We start from the raw sequence: 17,679 nt of genomic DNA, 5'->3' as shown, positions 1-17,679 counted from the left end.
TGGGATTAGCTTGGTCGCTGGTGGTGTAGGTATTAACCTTAAATTCGCCCCCTTGAGCCACCCCAAGATTGTTGTAGCGTCGGGCATATATATCAATCCCCTCTTTACTATCACTTTGCCAGGAAATAACAAAGTCACCATCTGTATCTATCGCTATTACGGGATTATATTGATTGCCACTAGTGGTAGTATTAACTTGAAATTCGCCCCCTTGAGGTGTTCCGTCGGTGTTATAGCGTTGGGCATATATCTTAGTTCCGTCTTGACCATTACTTTGCCAGGAAATAACAAAGTCACCATCTGCATCTATAGCTACTGTGGAGTTAGATTGATTGCCAATGGTGGTGGTATTAACTTGGAATTCAGTCATGAAAAACCTCTGAAAAAACTAAAGATTTGATTTCAACAATTACGGTCTGATTAGATAGATTCGTTAGTCATTAGGAATCACTGCACTCGGTCGCAGCCAATAGTTAAACTCTGGTGCAGTAAATGCTTGGCGGATTTCTTTTCGTTCCTGATTCAAAACCATCGGACGCTGTACGCCAGCAAGAAACTGTACATCATAAAGTTCTTGACAGCCTGCGGTGAACTTCAGCATCCCTACCTGCTGTCCATTTCGTAAATCCACGACTGCCACACCACAGAGCAACTTCTCAAATCGTTGAGTTATGGGCAACCCTCCGAAAATATGCCGTTCCCGAATCTGGCATAGTCCCACTAGGGCGTAATACCCAACGCAGCACAACCCCCGCAGAAATCCAGGGAGTACACAGACTACTTGTTGGTCTCCTGATTCTGGATGAATGCGCCATATTTCCCCTGCACCAGAGTTGAGTAACCACAAAAACCCGTCATGCCAAATTGGGGAATGGGGCATTGATAATCCATTTACAATAATTTCATTGCTCTCTACTTCCACTACGACTCCACCGTTGGCTTTGCCCGACCGCCATCCTCCAACGGTATCTGTCGCACCAAGGGCAGTCACATACTTGGGTTTACCATCCACCATTGCTAATCCATTCAGGTGGCATCGGTCTTCTGGCACTACTTCAGAAATAAATTTGGGATGCCAGCGCGGTACAAAGCTAAAGTCTGGACTCAAAGCAGAAAGACACGAAAAGCGGGTGTTGACAATCCATAGCCCTTCTCTGCCAAATTCCAGGTCGTGAATGTTCAGGTCGCCTGTAAAATATGTCATCCGTGGCAAATATAGGGCATCGTAGCGTCCGGGCTGATCTTCTAAAAACTCATAAGCTAAGGCGGGGGCATTGGCTAATAAACAGACTTCGTGATGGGTAGCCAGTGCTAGCCGTGAACCATTCACTGCCAATCCCATTGGTTTGGAAAATTGGCGTAACAGCATGGTTATCTGTTCCCCATTCCAGCCTACTAGTGCCAGTTTTCCAGCTTGGTAGGTGGTGATGGCAATTGAACCTCCGGCTTGACTTAGCCAGGAAATAAATCCTTGATCGGCATCACATTGAATTAAGTTATTCTCTTCTGGCGCAGTAGTAGGAAAAGTGGACAACATAAATCAGTTGAATTAAATTTCAAATTTTGTTGAGGAACTTTAGGTTTAGTTAAATACAAAATATACTCAGTGGCTCCAGCCCTTAAAATTGAGCTGTAAATTACCAACTATGAACCCCGAAAATTACTGGCACAAAGCACTAGTACAGCATGGCGTAAATCCAGCTATCACCTCAATTAAGCAGACAAGTTGCTCTGAGCAACTGGTTAAAGGTGAACAAATTTATGCCAAAGTGTACTAGTGATTGATGTCATTAGTTTTGATGAGTTGTGAAAGTTTGTAGTTAGGGCTAAAACTCTTGAAATTGACTGATAAATCGCTTACTACGAAACTCTCAGAATTAATGACACAGGCCACTAGGCGTGCCATCATTATCAATAAACAAGTCTGTACCAGAAACAGCACCTAAAGGAATCGTCCCGAGAAAATAGGTCGCGCCGCCATAAAGCTGCACTGGATCTAACTTTGCAGATGTTTTGAACTTGGTTTTTTATAATGTCCTAGTGGTAAATTTTATTTGGTAATCTACTGTTATAATAAAGACTATTTTATTTAAAAATAAACTGTATATATACTGAATGTAAAAATTGGTTAAAACTTCAATAATTTGAAAACTCGATCAGCAAGTTTTATTACTATAGCGGCGAATTGCGTTGTTAGGGTTAAGAAAATGCGTAAGTGTAGTCCGTGGAATACATCGCCATCTTTTGTATTAAATATTTAGCCTAACCCCGTATAAATATGCGATTTTTCACTCGAAATCAATAGAGGTAAAAGTAGCAAGTCTGACACAAGTTGCCTTGCAATGGCTGAAATTCCTGCTAAAAAAAGATTATAAAAATAAAATTATTATTTGACCCACAATTACCTAAAAAAGCTTTTTTGGTGTGCCATTTAAAATGTACGACGAAAGTAGGATGAGACAACAAGAGTATGGTGTAACAGTATGGTTCACTGGTCTGAGTGGTGCAGGTAAAACTACTATCTGCCAATTCGTGGAGAAGAAACTGCGGATACAGGGATACAGAGTTGAAGTTCTGGATGGTGATGCGGTACGTCAAAACCTATGCAAAGGATTGGGTTTCAGTAAAGATGATCGAGTGGAGAATATTAGGCGCATTGGTTTTGTATCTCAACTTCTTGCCAGAAATAATGTAGTTGTATTGGTTTCGGCCATTTCACCATACCGCGAAATTCGGGAAGAAGTGCGCCAAAGTATTCCACATTTCATTGAAGTTTACGTCAATGCATCATTAGAAGTTTGTGAACAGCGAGATATAAAAGGGTTATATAAAAAAGCAAAAGCTGGGGAAATTAAGCACTTTACTGGTATTGATGATCCTTATGAAATACCACTCTGTCCTGAAGTCGAATGCAAAACTAACCAGGAAAGCGTTGCTCAAAGTGCAACTAAGGTCTTAAAAAAGCTAGAAGAGTTGGGTTATATAATTGCTACAATTAATGGTTTATGAGTTAAATAAAGTTTTTAACTCATAACTTTTACTAGGATGCCAATAATTGCCGAATTAATCTGGCTACAGCTTTCTGGGTGAAGCGGTTGGCAATTTGTTGACCTAAACGTTGTACATCAGAATTTACCAATAACTGGGCAATCTGAGATGTAAGTTGTACTGGGTCAAAACCTCTTGTTTCTCGGAGAATACCTAATATACGTTTAATATGCTCCAAGGTTTGTTGTTGTTCAACTGTAGCCGCTGGAGTTTTATTAACTGCTGTCAATCCTACTCGTTCTCGTAACAAGGAGGTAAAGTTATGCAAAACATTTTTACCTAAAGCATCAAGCCCGTTAACAGATTCATCTACTAGCTTGTCACGAATAAAAGCACCGCGTTCAGATGAGAGAAATTCTATCCCCTGATTCAGCACTAAATTAAAGTCGTAGTCTTGACTATTACGCGCATTTTTTAACAAATTTTCTAAGCGATTCCAGCGAAATCTGCCATCTTTAAATAACAAATCTTGCAATGATGCTCTTAATTGCGGTGCTGGGTCTGTTAACAGGCGTTTAGAAACGTAGGGATAAGCTTCACTCAGAACTTTAAAGTTGGGATCTATATATATTGCAATACCTTCGAGCGTCACGAGGGAACGAATAATTAAGGCGTAGTAGGGCGGTACACGGAAAGGATACTCATACATCAAAGCCGATAGTTCATCAGTGATGCTTTTAATATTAAGATCGGCAACACTAGCTCCTTCCGCATCAGCGAAGACTCTCGCAAAAGCTGGGATAATTGGTGTTAAATCGGTTTCTGGTGATAAGAAATCTAACTTCACGTAATCTTTTGCTAATCCTTCAAAGTCACGGTTGACAACGTGAACGATCGCTTCAATCAAACCATAACGCTGGGGTGGCTTAATCTCACTCATCATCCCAAAGTCGAGATAAGCTAATTTGCCATCGGTTGTTGCTAACAAATTACCAGGGTGGGGATCTGCATGGAAAAATCCATGCTCTAGCAGCTGGCGCAGGGAACACTGCACACCCACTTCAATTAGATAACGAGCATCTATACCTTGGGCGCTAATTTCTTCTGTTTGGGTTAATTTGGTGCCGTTAATCCACTCCATCGTCAAGACGCGACGATTGGTGTATTCCCAGTAAATTTTCGGTACGTATACGTCTTTTATGTGACCGTATAACTCGAAAAATCGTTCGGCATTTTCACCTTCATGGATGTAATCCATCTCTTCAAAAATGCGATCGCCTAATTCATCGAGAATCCCAACTAAGTCACTTCTTACCTTTTTAACCTTTTTCTGCACCCAAGCCGCAAGGTTACGCAAGATATACAAATCAATGGTGATCCCCTCTCTTAAGTCGGGGCGTTGAACTTTAACAGCAACTTCTTCACCAGTTTTTAGCTTACCTTTATACACTTGCCCCAATGAAGCCGCAGCAATTGGCTGGGCCGAGAGTTCCGCGTAAACCTCTTCTGGAGGTGCGCCTAGTTCTTCTTTAATAAACTGGTAAGCAATTTCGTTAGGAAAAGGCGGTAATTGGTCTTGTAGTTTAGTTAATTCTTCTAAATATACGGGAGGAACCAGATCCGGTCTAGTAGATAAAGCTTGTCCAATTTTGATGTAAGCAGGCCCTAGTTTAGTCAGCAATACTCGTAGCTGAGTAGCTCGGCGGCGATCATTTTTGACGACAATTCCCCGTTTACTATCTGACCACAACCCAAAAGCAAAGGATAGAGCCGGCCCCAACACGGCGAAAATCCGTCGTACAACTTGTAAGGGTCTATTTTGGTAATGCGCCGCAATCACCACAGGATCGTAAAGCGTCTCAGGTTGGTCTGTTGTCCTTAACTGTTGGGCTGCTAAGAGTCTTGGTGAGCGCACAACTAAGCTTGATGTACCATTTTCTGGCACTATATCAATAACGTCCAGTTCGCCTCGGCTATTTGTGCCGTTGCTACTGTCCTCCTGAATCGGTCGGGAACTAGGGGGAAGTGTCTTAACAATCATGAAGAATGGCCACCAGTCAGAACGATCACATTAAGTATTGTAACAATATGTTGATGGATTGGACATAGGCCATTAGGCATTAGGATTAAAAAATTCTTTTCCCAACCCAGTCGCCAGTACCCAGTGGTTTGTTACACTTAAACGGGCATACTAGTTCAATCGTATTAGATATTGCTAGTTGCTCAAAGATGAGACTTATTATCCTGTAAGTTGGAAGTATCCGGCATCTGCCCTCATGGAGAATTTGGCTTGATGTTGCTTTGCCTGCGAATTGAAAACTTTGCCCTAATTGACCAACTGGAATTGGAATTTGGCGCGGGACTAAATGTGTTAACGGGTGAAACCGGCGCTGGAAAATCGATTATCTTGGATGCCATTGATGCCGCTTTGGGCGGTAAAGTCTCTAGTCGAGTCATTCGCACGGGAACAAGTCGGGCGATGGTAGAAGCGACTTTCACCTCAAACGCGCCCCTAGCCGCTTGGTTAACTGAACAAGAAATAGATTTGCTTGATGAAAATTCCGTAGTTATTAGCCGAGAAATCACAGCCACTGCTAATAATGTCCGCAGTCGATCGCGGGTGAATGGCGTGTTGGTAAATCGGCAGATTATGGGAGGAATGCGCGATCGCTTGGTGGAAATCACTGCCCAAGGTCAAACTGTACAAGTGGGACAATCTGCTCAAGTCCGCGATTGGTTGGATTTATATGGCGGTGACTCTCTGATGCAGCAGCGTCATAAAGTCGCCACAAGTTTCAGTGCTTACCAACAGGCAAATTTAGCACTAGAAAAACGCCGCACATCAGAACGGGAACGCTTACAACAACTCGACTTGCTCAGTTATCAAGTACAAGAACTGGGAGCAGCCAATCTCAGCGAACCTGATGAATTGGAACAGTTGGGACAAGAACGGGAACGCCTAAATCATGTCGTTGATTTACAACAAATGAGTTACAAGGTTTATCAGGCTTTGTATCAAAACGATCATGAAACTCCCGCCGCAGGTGATTTATTGGGAGACAGTGAGGCGATCTTAAATGACATGGTGGAATATGATACACAATTGCAACCCCTATTAGAATTGGTGCGGGACGCGCAAGCTGCGGTAATGGAAGTGGGAAGGCAGATTAATGCTTATGGGGATGGATTAGAAGCTGATCCGCAGCGATTGGAAGAAGTGGAAGAACGAATTCAGGAATTAAAGCAAATTTGCCGCAAATATGGGCCGACACTTACAGAAGCGATCGCTTATTACCAACGTATCCAAGGAGAATTAGCCCAACTTAATGACAGCGAACAATCTATCGAAAAGCTAGAACAGCAAGAAAAGGCGTGTTTTGAAAAACTCACCCAAGCAAGTAATCAGTTAACTCAACTACGGGGTAAGGCGGCTGCTAATTTAGAGTCACGTTTGATAGCTGAACTCAAGCCCCTAGCGATGGAAAAGGTGAAATTTTTGGTTGAAATATTACCAGCTTTCCCAACTGCTATGGGAGCAGATAAAATTACTTTTATGTTTAGTTCCAACCCTGGAGAACCACTGCAACCTTTAACGGAAGTTGCCTCTGGTGGGGAAATGAGCCGTTTTTTACTGGCGCTGAAAGCTTGTTTTTCTCAGGTTGATGCGGCTGGGACAATGGTATTTGATGAAATTGATGTCGGGGTTTCGGGAAGAGTCGCCCAAGCGATCGCTGAAAAATTACATCAACTCAGTCAACGCAACCAAGTATTATGTGTTACCCACCAGCCTTTAGTTGCGGCAATGGCCGATCGCCATTTCCGCGTAGATAAGCAAACTATCAATCAAGGGAAAGGTAAAAAAGCCAACAATGACAATGCCGATCAGCGTACCGTTGTCAGAGTTACTACCTTGGAGAATTTAAATACTCGCCGGGAAGAACTAGCACAGTTAGCTGGTGGTAAATCTGCAAGCGACGCGATCGCTTTTGCGGAATCTTTGTTATTACAAGCTGCTAACCATCGTCAAAAAATTAAAAATTAAACTTGAAGAAGAATTCAGAAGTCAGAATTCAGGAGCCGGAGACGTTCCCGTTGCTCCTGCGTAGATTTTTTCACATAATCAAATTGGATTGCAATAGAAGTAATCTGCTCCTTGAAATTTTTAAAACAGCATTGTTGTCTTTTTACTCATAATGCCCATTTGTCAAGTCAGATTTATACCAATTTACATGATCTTACCCTGCAAATTGCATTAGTAAAATTATCTAAAGATTTGACATAAGCATCAAAAGATTTGGCACAAGCATCTAAATATTTTTCATTGTAAAAATAAGTAATTTTTTTTATATTCATTAACATAACCAGAAAAAATTACAGTTTTCTGCCAATATTTTTTCATAAAAACACTCTGTAATTTAGTCCGAAAAGCTCAAAATTAGCAAGTCAAAAAACAATAAAAAAAGCTACAGATGAAGCTTAATTGTGCTTTTTTGACATTTATTAATGAAGCAAAAATTATGTCCTAATAGGAGAATTAACTCTAATGGCATCTGATTCAAATTCTGTTTTTGGTAACACCGTTAATAGTGGTAGTCAAGCTAGCAACCCTTTCGCATCTGGAGGCGCTTTTGGCATCCCAACGGCTGACAGCTTCGATTTTGATAAGTATGGTATTCCCAAAGAAGGCAGTTTCGATCCTGCTAAGTATGGCATCCCAACGGCTGAAAGCTTTGATCCTGCTAAGTATGGCATCCCAACGGCTGACAGCTTCGATTTTGATAAGTATGGTATTCCAAAAGAAGGCAGCTTTAGTTTAGGTAGCGCTGGCATCCCAACGGCTGATAGCTTCAACCCTTCTCAGTATGGTATTCCAACGGCTGATAGCTTCAATCCTTCTCAGTATGGTATTCCAACCGGAGGCAGTATCCCAAATATTGGTGGTAGCCCAACTGCTTAATGTGGCAATTGGTAAATTTAAGTTAGACATAATCCTAAAACTCTGGGTTTGTCTACCTCTGAATTAAGCGATATGCAACTTCCACTAAACAAAAATCCCATCCTAGCAAGAGATAACAATTATAATTTTGTAGCTTTTGCATAGGGTGGGGTTTTTATTATCTATGGAAGACTTAGTAGTGGATATAACTCCATCATCTAATACTGCCATTTTAAATTTATTTATACTCCTGCAAAGCCCCTAACTTGCGAATTCCCGGCCAAATCATAGCTGTAGCAATCACCACTAGAATTGTGCCAATTCCACCACCCACAACAGAAATCACCGGGCCAAATAAAGCAGCAGTCAAGCCGGACTCAAAGCCGCCTAATTCATTCGAGGCACTAATAAACACACTATTAATAGCAGCAACTCGACCACGCAAATGATCTGGTGTTCTGATTTGAACTAATGTATGACGAATTACAACGCTAATACTATCTAGTGCGCCACCAAGGATCAGCATCAACATAGATAGCCAAAAGGAACGAGAAAGTCCAAAGATAATTGTTACAACCCCAAAGCCAACCACTGACCATAATAAGGCTGGGCCAGCTTTGCGTAACGGTGGTAAATATGCCAGGGTGATAGCCATAGTCAAAGCACCGATGGAGTGAGCTGCTTGTAGATATCCCAATTCCACTGGCCCTACGTGTAAAATATCTTTGGCAAAGATCGGGAGGAGCGCGATCGCACCACCCAACAATACAGCAAACATATCTAATGTAATCGCTGCTAAAATCAACTGATTCTGCCAAACAAATTTAGCACCAGCAGCAAGCGCTTGGAGTGAGATTGGCTCAGTTGAGCGAATACTTTTTTGCTCTTTAATCGCTAGCGTTAAAAGAAAACACAGTAATGCCGCGATCGCTGCTAACACATAAACCCCTGTAGCACTTCCTAGTAACGCAATCCCGAATCCCCCGAAGGCTGGGCCAATAACTGCGGCTAACTGAAAGCTACTACTATTCCAGGTGGCTGCATTGGTAAAAGCAGTGACAGGTATTAATTGCCACATCAGAGCATCACTGGCAGGTTTGAGGAATGCCCTAGCGACACCTGTTAATACTAAGCAGGCATAAATTAGAAAAATTGCACCCTGAGTATAGGAAAGTACCCCTAAAGCTAGGGAGCAAAGAGCTAGCAACATTACCGAGAGTAACATGGTCACTTTGCGATCGCGGCGATCGGCAACATCTCCAGCAATTAAGGTGAGAATAATCATTGGTAGGACTTGCGCCAGTCCTACACCACCTAAAGCGATCGCCGAGTTTGTGCGCTCATAGAGTTCCCAGCCAATCGCTACAGTTTGCATTTGCGACCCCACGAACAGCACTAGCCGTCCAATGGTAAATAGCCGATAGTCTCGAAACTTAAAGGCTGCAAAGGGATCGTGCTGTGCAACCTCAAAGTTATGGGGCTTTGAGTTCTGTTTTCTCGAAGACATTTTTTAGTAGAGTTAAGCCTTCTTCAATGTTGGAAATTTGGTCTTCTGAAAGACCTTTCAGCAAGTCAGTAATATGAGCGCGAGTTTGATCTTGGGATTGCTTGAGATGGTGTTTTCCATCTTCAGTTAAATTGAGCAGCACCCGCCGCCGCTCTTGAGGATGAGCAATCCGTTTCACAAAGTCGCGTTGTACTAAGCGTTCTATGGTTGCTGATGCCGTGGCAGAGGTGACACCTAAATGCTCTGCTAAGTCAGACAATGAAGCACCAGGATTGCGGTTGATAAATGCTAGCGATCGCAACTGAGGTATAGATAAAAAAGCGGCACTATGGGCACGCATATCCGCTCGGATAAACCGCATCACTAATGGAACTGTTTCCATTACTCTAGCGGCACATTCTTCGGAAGTTGCACCTTGATTAGGTTTATCCAAGGTCATGGGCTTGTTGTTCTCCTAGTTACATGGCCACCCGTGGATAAAGTTTTCCACCAAGGATGGCCAAAATGATTAATGTTAATAAGAGAATTGTACAATCCAGACCAAAGCCATAGATGCTAGTGCCGTTTAACAGCATGGTGCTGCGTAACCCGTCAACCAGATAAGTCAACGGATTTAAATGGGAAATAAACTTTAACCAACTGGGCATCAACGAGATCGGATAGATGGCATTGCTAGCAAAAAATAACGGCATGGTTAACAATTGTCCAATACCCGTCATCCTTTCTCGGCTTTTCACCAAACAGCCAATAATTAATGAAAAAATACAAAATGTTCCCGCCCCCATTATGACTAGCAGCAGTACTTGGAGAATAGCTAGGGGATAAAGATTTAGTTTGACACCTAATAAAAATGACAATCCGTAAATGAATATTACCTGAGATAAGCACCGTACCCCACATGCTAGACCTTTGCCCAACACCATCGCTACACGGGGTGTGGGACTAGCTAAAAATTTATGTACAATCCCTAAATCTCGCTCCCAGATTAGCGTCATTCCACCACTGAAAATTGCCACAAACAAAATACTCTGAGCCAAGATGCCAGCAGAAATGAAGTCTAAATAGGGCAAATTCCCTGTTGGAATCGCGCGAGTCCGGGCGAAAACTTGCCCAAAAATTAAGAGCCATAATGCTGGTTGCACAGCCCGAACGACTAAATCAGTGGGATCGTGGCGGAGTTTACGTATTTCTAATTCTGCGATCGCCAGAGTTTTTGTAACTAGCTCTTTAATTGCAGAGATCAAACTTACTCGGACAGTAGGTGGTGATTTAACCCAACCGTTGAGCAGTACGTCTGGTTCTTGCTGTGTCACGGTAGTTGACTCCTGATGTTAACTGGTCGCCTGTATAGTGAATAAAGACATCATCCAAAGTTGCATTTGGGTTATCTAAAGAAGCTTTTAAGTTGGTTGGTGTACCTGTAGTAACGACTTCACCTTGCTGCATAATCGCCACTCGCTTACATAAGCTATCTGCTTCTTCTAAAAAGTGGGTTGTTAAAAATATAGTTGTGCCGTAATCAGCACAAAGTTGTAGTACAAGCTGCCATACTTGAGTTCGAGCGATGGGATCTAGTCCGACAGTCGGCTCATCAAGAAACAAAATTTGCGGTTGATGTAGAACTGATATGCCGATTTCCAGTTTGCGGATCATCCCACCAGAGTAGTTTCGTACCAGGCGTTTCGCCGCATCTTGCAAACCCATGTATTCTAGAATTTCATAGATGCGGCGATCACGTCCTTTGGCAGGTATTCCATACAGCTTGGCAAAGATTAAGAGATTTTCGTAACCCGTGAGACTACCATCAGCAGAGAGCGCCTGGGGTACATAGCCGATAGCCCGTCTTACAGGATTAGATTGACGAGCCACGTCATAGCCAGCTAAGGTTGCTTTCCCTGCACTGATAGGCAGCAAGGTTGTCAACATTTTAATAACTGTACTTTTCCCTGCGCCATTGGGGCCAAGCAGTCCAAATACTTCGCCTTGTTCCACAGATATGCTCAGGTTATTAACTGCGGTTAACTTACCAAAACGGCGTGTGAGTCCCTGAGTTTCCAAAATCAACGGTTTTGGTTGTTCTTGAGGTTGCGATCGATTTATTTTGCCCGTCAGTATTGTCACAAGTTTGATGCACTTCTATTAATTAGTAAATCTAACTATTAGCTTCTCAATAGATTTACCAGAAGTCAATAGACTTCTGGCATAAAATTGAATCAGAGTAAAAGGAAACTCAGTAGAGTGATGACGAGGTTATCGATGGGCGAAGTATTACTGACAAATTAAGCGCAAAGACTGGCTAAGATAGCCAATAGGTGAGGAAATGTTCAGAATGCCTACTGCTGCCCAGCTAGAGAGTCTATACCGCATCGTCTATCAACTGACCTATGTTATGCAGCCCATACATCTAGTTTGTGTTGATAATCGCACTCGCAATGTGTATTTATTAGCTGGTTATAGCGAAGAACTGGAGTTTCAAATTCTACCCAACGGGGAGTTTGCTGATGAGCCACGTTAACTATGATGCAATGTCTAATGCCGAGTTGAGAGAGTATTTTCTCAAACATCGTAAAGATGAAGCTGCATTTCAGGCGTACTTAAACAGAATTAACCAACGTCCACTCAGAATTATTGCATCTCTCAACGACCCTGATTTTGATGAAAAGGTTCAGATCGCTTTATTACTATATTTATAGTAAAGATTCTGATGGGCTTGTTGCTGGGCTAAAACTAGACTTCTTTAAAGACGTTCGCTTCACTAACTTTAAGAAATCTCATCCAACAGAGAAATATAAACCTTATTTTGATAAATTCATTTCTGGATGGTCTTGTAGCCATGATGATGTGTTGCAATTTTTTACATCATCGAATTCAATAACAAAAGTGCAATTAGACAAGATGGCTAAACATTGGGAAATTCCTGTAGAGCGATTTATCAATACCTTGTTACTTGCATATATGTTGTTGTGGGATGCTGAGGATGATGGCTGGCTTGATGGATCTGATTGGGACGGCGGAGATTTCGGGGGTTCCTTACCTTCACCAAAGCGATGAAGTATGAATAAAATTAGAATTGAGTTGTTAGATGTAGTAGCACTGACAGTTGATCTCCCTGAATACAAGCTGTACCGTGGTCAAGTTGGCGCAGTAGTAGAATTATTAGCTGGCGGTGCTGCATTTGAAGTTGAATTTAGCGATCGCAATGGACGTACTTACGAATCTGTCGGTTTACGCCCAGAGCAAATTATGGTGTTACATTTTGAGCCAGCATCCCCTGATTCAGTACGAGCAATGGTGACAGCATAAGTGGTTTTGCCCAGAGCGATGCCTACGCAGCTTTATTAGATATTCTGAAATAAGATCATATCTATAAACCTTCCACAAAATATCCGATTATGGCGATCGTTGTTTCCCTAAGCCCAGAATTAGAAGCACGACTGCGCGAGAAAGCTACACAGCAGGGACAAGATGTTAGTTTGGTTGCAGCCCAATTGCTAGAGGCTGTCCTAGAGTGGGAGGTGCAAGACTCAGAAGCAGCTATTAAGGGTATTCAGCAAGGATTAGAAGACTTTGAAGCGGGTAGATTCCGTTCATTTGATGATTTTGCTGACGAGCAACGTCGCAAGTATAATCTGCCAGCCGATTCATGAAATACCGCATTGAAATCTCTAGTGTAGCTGAAGCAGAAGCAGACAGCGCATTTTTGCAGTTATCTCAAGTTACTTCTCCTGAAAGGGCAAGTCAGTGGTATGCAGGATTACTATAAGTCATTGAGTCTTTATCGCAAATGCCAAGCCGATGTTCTCTAGCGAGAGAAAATGATTATTTTAGCCAAGAAATTCGCCAGATACTTTACGGTCGAGGACGCAACTCATACCGAATAATTTTCACAATTTTGGCAGGACAAAAAATATCCACAGTGCGTGTTCTTCATATCCGTCACGCTGCACAGCAGACCCTTGGTGAAGCACCGGATGACTCTGAGACGACCTAAAGACTAGTAACCGCACGGGAACTGGAGCATATTAAATATGTACCAGCAAAGCGATCGCATCTGGTAATCTTGAGAGCGATGCCTACGGCTGGCTATGCCTACGCATTAAAAATTATTGAAAAATTGAGCGCTTGTTGACAAAAACCTGATTAGTAATCACAATGTAATTACAATCAAGGATAGGTATCCTCATGGGGACAGCAATTAGAACCCGTATTGTTAAAATTGGGAATTCTCAAGGTATCCGCATTCCTAAACTTCTGCTAGAACAAAGTGGTATTGGTGAAGAGGTGGAAATTGAAATTCAAGATTGTCACCTAATTGTCCGTGCTGCTTCTCAATCGCGTCAGGGGTGGGAGGAAGCATTTGCAACTATGGCGAAGCAGCACGACGATACACTGCTCGATGATGCCATAACTACAGAGTGGGAGCATCGAGAGTGGGAGTGGTAGTCAATCGATTTGATGTGTTTTTGGTTAACCTCGACCCGACAATTGGCAGTGAGATTCAAAAGACAAGACCCTGTGTAGTAATTTCACCAGATGAGATGAATAAATATATTGCCACGGTTATTGTTGCTCCGATGACAACTAAAGGACAGTCTTATCCGACTCGTGTCACTTGTGAGTTTCAGGGTAAGGATGGGCAAATAGTTCTAGATCAAATTCGTACAGTTGACAAAACTCGATTAGTCAAAAAGCTAGGTCAGATTGACTCTGATGAACAAAAAGCAGTTTTAGATACCTTGGCTGAAATGTTTGCTGAATAATATGCCTAATAATTCTATAAACCGGATAGTTATACCAATTCTTTATGGCTAGGAGTTATATAACATCTCTGGTTATCTTCAACATTTTATTTCCACCAGGCTGGAATTCGTATTCAACCTTTCCAATATCTATTTTATAACCCATTGAAGTGTAATATTTTACTATTTTATCTAAGTGTTGTGAATGTTTCCACATTAAAGTTATGAGGGGAAATATTCTGACTTCTTTAGCAATACGCAGCATCTCACCTACTGAATTTAAGTGAAAATCGTAATTGAGCTGATCTGAATATAAAAATAATAAATGCGAACAAAGAGCTAGATTAAACTCTTGATTATCATAAGCTAATTTTGGCAATTCACCGACTGCGTATCTATTGCTCTTTTTGCCAGTTTCATAATCAGACAGAAATTCTTGAATAACTTTCACTCGATTGTGTCGCAAATCATCTGGAGATTTATGATAGCTCCATACCCAATCATTCGTTGTAGACTTGACTTGATTAATGATGTTATCTACCACTTCATTAAATCTTTGCAATATTTCATCACCAGAAAATTGGTACAATGGATCAACAGAAACTACACTTTTACCCTGACGTGTCATTTCTGCATTAAAGCTTGCTGGCCCATCACCAATCCCAATGATTTTTTTATTTAAATCTGTATTTGTTAAATTGAATATTTTTATATACTCATCCATTGACCTCCCAAAAGGAACTACTTTATCAAGAACCATTGCCATAGAAGTTACCTCGTCAATATACTGATTAAACAGGATGATAGCATCAAAATGTTTTATTCACTGAGAGACGGCAATCATTCAGAAGCGCGTTAAGTTCTTTTATAACTGTCAGAGGATTTCTACCTATAAATAAAGCAGCGATCGCAGCTTCATAAGGATTTCTACCTGTTTTTTTGACAGCATTTATTGCAGCTTGATTTGATAATCCTCGGACACTAACTAGCCATGCCGCTAACACATGTCCAGTACGCCCAATTCCACCAGAACAGTGTACAACAACTTTCTCTTTTTGTTTATCAGCTTCTATTAAGAAAGGAAGTATTTTCTGTGTGAGGGTTTCTAAATCAGATAAATGGAAATCTACAATTGGTGCCCAACAAATTAGCTGATTCCCAAATTCCTGTTTGTATATGTTTAGAAGATTAGAGTAAGAACCTAGCTGTTGTTCATCAAGAAGACAGCAAACACGCTTGATATCTTGACGCTTCATGAACTCTATCCAATCCTGAACATTCTTGTCGGTGTATCCAGGTCGCGCAGCACCAAAGACTATTTGCTCCTTCTCCCAAGCTGGGGCAAATTTATACATATTTAACTATCTAGAGTCGAGGTTGATAAATCTCACCAATGGCAGAAAATAGCGATGGCTGCACCAACGCTTTCAGCGATCGCAGTTTAAAAATCTTTCTACAGCCGATGCCAGCTACAGTAACTATATCAAAGACTTAATACAATACCTACGTATACCCCATTATCTTGCTTTAGACTGATACTGTACTGCATTCAACCTATCTGGAAAAGAATAAGGTAGGTTGAATGGTAGGAATAAAGTTTTTCAATAAATTTTATATTTTTGTGAATTATCTTGCTGACTATACTACCTCTAATGCTTATTTTTAGGACTTTTGCAGCTTACTTGGCCAGCTCCAGTAATTACCTTGACTAATCAATGAGGTTAAGAGAAACTAACTAAATACTGATGTGTGTGCTTATAATACTAATAAGTTTTGTAAAGATTCTGAGATATATATGTTGAAAGATGGAACATTAATTAACAAATGGCGAGTTAGTATCTAAAAATGTTCCTACGGCTATATTTGTAGCCTTCTGCTAAGGCAGTACAATTTAAGCGTACTTATCCTGGTTGACCAAAAGAATGGAGACATTAGAGTTCATAATCTATCCAGACGGTCGGGTACAAGAGAAAGTCACTGGCATTGTGGGTAATTCTTGCGCTGAAGTTACAGCAGCAATAGAGGCACAGCTAGGGCAAGTACTTAATCATGAGCCAACCTCAGAATATTTCGCCGCCAAGGTGCAGCAATCTAATCTGGCGAATACACACACCACTTACAGCGATTGGTAAGTTTTCACAGTAGTTTAGTGTTATTAATTCACAACCACCATGTCACACTTTAGCCAAATTAAGACTCAAATCCGTAACCTTGATTCTTTGAAAGATGCTTTGACTGAATTGGGCGTAGACTGGAAACCCGGCCCACGAGAAGTTCGTGGCTATCGCGGTCAAACCCATCCTGCGGAAGTTAGTATTGAGCAGGAAAATGGCTATGACATCGGCTTTAGATGGAATGGCAAGGAATATGAATTGGTGGCTGACTTGCAATATTGGCAACAAGATTTGTCTGTAGATGGATTTTTGCGCCAAATAACACAGCGCTATGCTTATCAAACAGTTCTGAAAGAAACCGCTCGTGTTGGTTTTCAAGTTTCTGAACAACAAAAAAATGAAGATGGTTCAATTCGCCTGGTAGTACAGCGCTGGAGTGCGTAATGGCTGATTTTCTGCCGTCGCTGGAAGAACAAGAAGATAACCGTTCCGGTTTGGAACCAGAACTAGGGGGTTTTTTACGGGATGCTCCAGAACGTTCTGGTTTAGAACCGGAATTGGGTGGTATGTTGCGCCAAAATGGTGTTTATGTTGACGAAATCACCTGTATTGGTTGCAAGCATTGCGCTCATGTTGCGCGTAACACCTTTTACATTGAACCAGATTACGGGCGATCGCGCGTGGTTCGGCAAGATGGGGACGCTGAGGAAATTATTCAAGAAGCAATTGATACTTGTCCGGTTGATTGTATTCACTGGGTTGATTACACTGAACTGAGAAAATTAGAAGACGAGCGCAAATATCAGGTAATTCCTTTAGTGGGTTATCCTGTAGAACAGGCAGTTGTTGCTAGCGAACGTCGGCGTAAAAAGCAAAAGTTAAAAACCAAAAAATCCCGTTATTAAGATAAAAACGTTAAATCAATATAATAAAGGACTGGTATATCCAGTCCTTTTGTTTTTCGTTATGTATTTAATTTCTGATGCAAGGATAATTTTGAATTCCCTGTAAGGGCTAACTCCCTTCATTTGAAATTTAGAGGATCGTGTTGTGAAAGCAATTTTTCTACTTTTGCCTCGTCTAACCTAGCGGTTAATCTTCTAGTTTCGTGCAAGTCTCTAGTAGTTTTTGCCAAAGTAAAAGTTGAGCCAACAGAGAAAGCCATACCCATACCCATAAAGCCTTTCACCCAGCCATTTACAGGTAAGTTTACAATACCGAAGCTGGTCATAGAAATAGAAATCACAAAAGCTGCCCAAGTTTGAATAACCCAAGCTGCACTATCTTTTTGGGTACCAATTGTTTGCATATTTTCTACCTTTGATATGAGTTATTAATACACCTGAGTTCGGGTTAAGCATTGTGAGATAAAAGCCATTCCATCTGAAGGCTGGG

The 17,679-nt window shown here is 41.5% G+C and carries 25 protein-coding genes; 15 read left to right on the top strand and 10 right to left on the bottom strand.

Annotation, left to right across the window (positions count from 1 at the left end):
* Both RMY16_RS30910 and RMY16_RS30905 read right to left on the bottom strand, forming a co-directional pair.
* The coding region (locus RMY16_RS30910) for a hypothetical protein (protein WP_322739576.1) at positions 1-370 on the bottom strand (370 nt) is incomplete at its 3' end.
* A gap of 63 nt (positions 371-433) precedes the next feature.
* Positions 434-1,537, bottom strand: a complete 1,104-nt coding sequence (locus RMY16_RS30905) for a TIGR03032 family protein (protein ID WP_322739574.1) — start codon at positions 1,535-1,537, stop codon at positions 434-436.
* A gap of 109 nt (positions 1,538-1,646) precedes the next feature.
* Between RMY16_RS30905 and RMY16_RS30900 the strand changes: the two genes are divergently transcribed.
* Positions 1,647-1,778 carry a hypothetical protein gene (locus tag RMY16_RS30900; protein ID WP_322660775.1) on the top strand — a complete coding sequence of 44 codons (132 nt, stop codon included), beginning with the start codon at positions 1,647-1,649 and terminating at the stop codon, positions 1,776-1,778.
* A gap of 658 nt (positions 1,779-2,436) precedes the next feature.
* Positions 2,437-3,009 (top strand): adenylyl-sulfate kinase, encoded by a 573-nt coding sequence (gene cysC, locus RMY16_RS30895; protein ID WP_322739572.1) that lies wholly within the window; start codon positions 2,437-2,439, stop codon positions 3,007-3,009.
* Between the two features lie 31 nt (positions 3,010-3,040).
* Here the strand turns inward: cysC and RMY16_RS30890 are convergent, their stop codons facing one another.
* Complete coding sequence (locus RMY16_RS30890; RefSeq protein ID WP_322739571.1) at positions 3,041-5,029, bottom strand: AarF/ABC1/UbiB kinase family protein; 1,989 nt, start codon at positions 5,027-5,029, stop codon at positions 3,041-3,043.
* Between the two features lie 252 nt (positions 5,030-5,281).
* Here RMY16_RS30890 and recN point away from each other — a divergent pair, with 252 nt between their 5' ends.
* Together recN and RMY16_RS30880 are read left to right on the top strand one after the other, a co-directional pair.
* Positions 5,282-7,030: a DNA repair protein RecN gene (gene recN, locus RMY16_RS30885; RefSeq protein WP_322739570.1), complete on the top strand. Its 1,749-nt coding sequence runs from the start codon at positions 5,282-5,284 to the stop codon at positions 7,028-7,030.
* Positions 7,031-7,531: 501 nt separating this feature from the next.
* A complete protein-coding gene (locus tag RMY16_RS30880) occupies positions 7,532-7,945 on the top strand; it encodes a hypothetical protein (protein ID WP_322739569.1) in 414 nt (137 codons plus the stop codon).
* Positions 7,946-8,162: 217 nt separating this feature from the next.
* Here the strand turns inward: RMY16_RS30880 and RMY16_RS30875 are convergent, their stop codons facing one another.
* Genes RMY16_RS30875 through RMY16_RS30860 form a run of 4 tightly spaced genes read right to left on the bottom strand, consistent with a single transcriptional unit; the run spans position 8,163 to position 11,552 of the window.
* A complete protein-coding gene (locus RMY16_RS30875; protein ID WP_322739568.1) occupies positions 8,163-9,431 on the bottom strand; it encodes an MFS transporter in 1,269 nt (422 codons plus the stop codon).
* Positions 9,397-9,870: a MarR family winged helix-turn-helix transcriptional regulator gene (locus tag RMY16_RS30870; RefSeq protein WP_012410989.1), complete on the bottom strand. Its 474-nt coding sequence runs from the start codon at positions 9,868-9,870 to the stop codon at positions 9,397-9,399. The genes RMY16_RS30875 and RMY16_RS30870 overlap by 35 nt, the downstream gene beginning before the upstream one ends.
* Before the next feature lie 19 nt (positions 9,871-9,889).
* Positions 9,890-10,744, bottom strand: a complete 855-nt coding sequence (locus tag RMY16_RS30865) for an ABC transporter permease (RefSeq protein WP_322739566.1) — start codon at positions 10,742-10,744, stop codon at positions 9,890-9,892.
* Positions 10,701-11,552, bottom strand: a complete 852-nt coding sequence (locus RMY16_RS30860) for an ABC transporter ATP-binding protein (protein ID WP_322739565.1) — start codon at positions 11,550-11,552, stop codon at positions 10,701-10,703. The genes RMY16_RS30865 and RMY16_RS30860 overlap by 44 nt, the downstream gene beginning before the upstream one ends.
* 208 nt (positions 11,553-11,760) lie before the next feature.
* On the opposite strand from RMY16_RS30860, the gene RMY16_RS30855 reads away from it, so the two are divergent.
* The 8 genes from RMY16_RS30855 to RMY16_RS30820 all read left to right on the top strand — a co-directional run bounded on the left by RMY16_RS30855 (position 11,761) and on the right by RMY16_RS30820 (position 14,191).
* Positions 11,761-11,946: a DUF6888 family protein gene (locus RMY16_RS30855; RefSeq protein ID WP_322739564.1), complete on the top strand. Its 186-nt coding sequence runs from the start codon at positions 11,761-11,763 to the stop codon at positions 11,944-11,946.
* Positions 11,933-12,124: a DUF6887 family protein gene (locus RMY16_RS30850; protein ID WP_322739563.1), complete on the top strand. Its 192-nt coding sequence runs from the start codon at positions 11,933-11,935 to the stop codon at positions 12,122-12,124. The genes RMY16_RS30855 and RMY16_RS30850 overlap by 14 nt, the downstream gene beginning before the upstream one ends.
* Positions 12,087-12,482, top strand: coding sequence for a hypothetical protein (locus RMY16_RS30845; protein ID WP_322739562.1), 396 nt, complete (start codon positions 12,087-12,089; stop codon positions 12,480-12,482). The genes RMY16_RS30850 and RMY16_RS30845 overlap by 38 nt, the downstream gene beginning before the upstream one ends.
* A 3-nt stretch (positions 12,483-12,485) precedes the next feature.
* Positions 12,486-12,734: a DUF4926 domain-containing protein gene (locus RMY16_RS30840; protein WP_322739561.1), complete on the top strand. Its 249-nt coding sequence runs from the start codon at positions 12,486-12,488 to the stop codon at positions 12,732-12,734.
* A gap of 89 nt (positions 12,735-12,823) precedes the next feature.
* A complete protein-coding gene (locus tag RMY16_RS30835) occupies positions 12,824-13,078 on the top strand; it encodes a hypothetical protein (protein WP_322739559.1) in 255 nt (84 codons plus the stop codon).
* Positions 13,079-13,215: 137 nt separating this feature from the next.
* Positions 13,216-13,422, top strand: coding sequence for a type II toxin-antitoxin system RelE/ParE family toxin (locus RMY16_RS30830; RefSeq protein ID WP_322739558.1), 207 nt, complete (start codon positions 13,216-13,218; stop codon positions 13,420-13,422).
* Positions 13,423-13,613: 191 nt separating this feature from the next.
* The gene (locus RMY16_RS30825; RefSeq protein ID WP_322739557.1) at positions 13,614-13,874 is read left to right on the top strand and encodes an AbrB/MazE/SpoVT family DNA-binding domain-containing protein; all 261 of its coding nucleotides are present in this window, start codon (positions 13,614-13,616) and stop codon (positions 13,872-13,874) included.
* Positions 13,868-14,191, top strand: coding sequence for a type II toxin-antitoxin system PemK/MazF family toxin (locus RMY16_RS30820; protein WP_322739556.1), 324 nt, complete (start codon positions 13,868-13,870; stop codon positions 14,189-14,191). Before RMY16_RS30825 ends, RMY16_RS30820 begins: the two co-directional genes overlap by 7 nt.
* A 55-nt stretch (positions 14,192-14,246) precedes the next feature.
* Here RMY16_RS30820 and RMY16_RS30815 read toward each other — a convergent pair whose 3' ends face one another.
* Positions 14,247-14,936: an SAM-dependent methyltransferase gene (locus RMY16_RS30815; protein ID WP_322739555.1), complete on the bottom strand. Its 690-nt coding sequence runs from the start codon at positions 14,934-14,936 to the stop codon at positions 14,247-14,249.
* Between the two features lie 43 nt (positions 14,937-14,979).
* Entirely contained in the window at positions 14,980-15,525 is a 546-nt protein-coding gene (locus RMY16_RS30810; protein WP_322739554.1) for a protein-tyrosine phosphatase family protein, read from the bottom strand.
* Positions 15,526-16,092: 567 nt separating this feature from the next.
* On the opposite strand from RMY16_RS30810, the gene RMY16_RS30805 reads away from it, so the two are divergent.
* From RMY16_RS30805 to RMY16_RS30795, 3 genes are read left to right on the top strand one after another with little or no spacing between them, the layout of a single operon-like run.
* Entirely contained in the window at positions 16,093-16,302 is a 210-nt protein-coding gene (locus tag RMY16_RS30805) for a DUF2997 domain-containing protein (RefSeq protein WP_099099907.1), read from the top strand.
* A 39-nt stretch (positions 16,303-16,341) separates the two neighbouring features.
* Positions 16,342-16,728: a DUF1257 domain-containing protein gene (locus RMY16_RS30800; protein ID WP_322739553.1), complete on the top strand. Its 387-nt coding sequence runs from the start codon at positions 16,342-16,344 to the stop codon at positions 16,726-16,728.
* The gene (locus RMY16_RS30795) at positions 16,728-17,189 is read left to right on the top strand and encodes a ferredoxin (protein WP_322739552.1); all 462 of its coding nucleotides are present in this window, start codon (positions 16,728-16,730) and stop codon (positions 17,187-17,189) included. The genes RMY16_RS30800 and RMY16_RS30795 overlap by 1 nt, the downstream gene beginning before the upstream one ends.
* Positions 17,190-17,308: 119 nt before the next feature.
* Here the strand turns inward: RMY16_RS30795 and RMY16_RS30790 are convergent, their stop codons facing one another.
* Entirely contained in the window at positions 17,309-17,593 is a 285-nt protein-coding gene (locus RMY16_RS30790) for a YiaA/YiaB family inner membrane protein (protein ID WP_289796743.1), read from the bottom strand.
* Between the last annotated feature and the right edge of the window lie 86 nt (positions 17,594-17,679).

Source organism: Nostoc sp. DedQUE12b (assembly GCF_034530835.1).
Classification (GTDB): Bacteria; Cyanobacteriota; Cyanobacteriia; order Cyanobacteriales; family Nostocaceae; genus Nostoc.
The sequence above is the reverse complement of the archived record's forward strand: the minus strand, read 5'-3'. Positions and strand labels throughout refer to the sequence as shown.

Coding starts and splice junctions, on each gene's coding strand:
- RMY16_RS30905 (WP_322739574.1), bottom strand. CDS start 1,537: ATGTTGTCCACTTTTCCTACTACTGCGCCAGAAGAGAATAACTTAATT.
- RMY16_RS30900 (WP_322660775.1), top strand. CDS start 1,647: ATGAACCCCGAAAATTACTGGCACAAAGCACTAGTACAGCATGGCGTA.
- cysC (WP_322739572.1), top strand. CDS start 2,437: ATGTACGACGAAAGTAGGATGAGACAACAAGAGTATGGTGTAACAGTA.
- RMY16_RS30890 (WP_322739571.1), bottom strand. CDS start 5,029: ATGATTGTTAAGACACTTCCCCCTAGTTCCCGACCGATTCAGGAGGAC.
- recN (WP_322739570.1), top strand. CDS start 5,282: ATGTTGCTTTGCCTGCGAATTGAAAACTTTGCCCTAATTGACCAACTG.
- RMY16_RS30880 (WP_322739569.1), top strand. CDS start 7,532: ATGGCATCTGATTCAAATTCTGTTTTTGGTAACACCGTTAATAGTGGT.
- RMY16_RS30875 (WP_322739568.1), bottom strand. CDS start 9,431: ATGTCTTCGAGAAAACAGAACTCAAAGCCCCATAACTTTGAGGTTGCA.
- RMY16_RS30870 (WP_012410989.1), bottom strand. CDS start 9,870: ATGACCTTGGATAAACCTAATCAAGGTGCAACTTCCGAAGAATGTGCC.
- RMY16_RS30855 (WP_322739564.1), top strand. CDS start 11,761: ATGCCTACTGCTGCCCAGCTAGAGAGTCTATACCGCATCGTCTATCAA.
- RMY16_RS30850 (WP_322739563.1), top strand. CDS start 11,933: ATGAGCCACGTTAACTATGATGCAATGTCTAATGCCGAGTTGAGAGAG.
- RMY16_RS30845 (WP_322739562.1), top strand. CDS start 12,087: ATGAAAAGGTTCAGATCGCTTTATTACTATATTTATAGTAAAGATTCT.
- RMY16_RS30840 (WP_322739561.1), top strand. CDS start 12,486: ATGAATAAAATTAGAATTGAGTTGTTAGATGTAGTAGCACTGACAGTT.
- RMY16_RS30835 (WP_322739559.1), top strand. CDS start 12,824: ATGGCGATCGTTGTTTCCCTAAGCCCAGAATTAGAAGCACGACTGCGC.
- RMY16_RS30830 (WP_322739558.1), top strand. CDS start 13,216: ATGCCAAGCCGATGTTCTCTAGCGAGAGAAAATGATTATTTTAGCCAA.
- RMY16_RS30825 (WP_322739557.1), top strand. CDS start 13,614: ATGGGGACAGCAATTAGAACCCGTATTGTTAAAATTGGGAATTCTCAA.
- RMY16_RS30815 (WP_322739555.1), bottom strand. CDS start 14,936: ATGGCAATGGTTCTTGATAAAGTAGTTCCTTTTGGGAGGTCAATGGAT.
- RMY16_RS30810 (WP_322739554.1), bottom strand. CDS start 15,525: ATGTATAAATTTGCCCCAGCTTGGGAGAAGGAGCAAATAGTCTTTGGT.
- RMY16_RS30805 (WP_099099907.1), top strand. CDS start 16,093: ATGGAGACATTAGAGTTCATAATCTATCCAGACGGTCGGGTACAAGAG.
- RMY16_RS30800 (WP_322739553.1), top strand. CDS start 16,342: ATGTCACACTTTAGCCAAATTAAGACTCAAATCCGTAACCTTGATTCT.
- RMY16_RS30795 (WP_322739552.1), top strand. CDS start 16,728: ATGGCTGATTTTCTGCCGTCGCTGGAAGAACAAGAAGATAACCGTTCC.
- RMY16_RS30790 (WP_289796743.1), bottom strand. CDS start 17,593: ATGCAAACAATTGGTACCCAAAAAGATAGTGCAGCTTGGGTTATTCAA.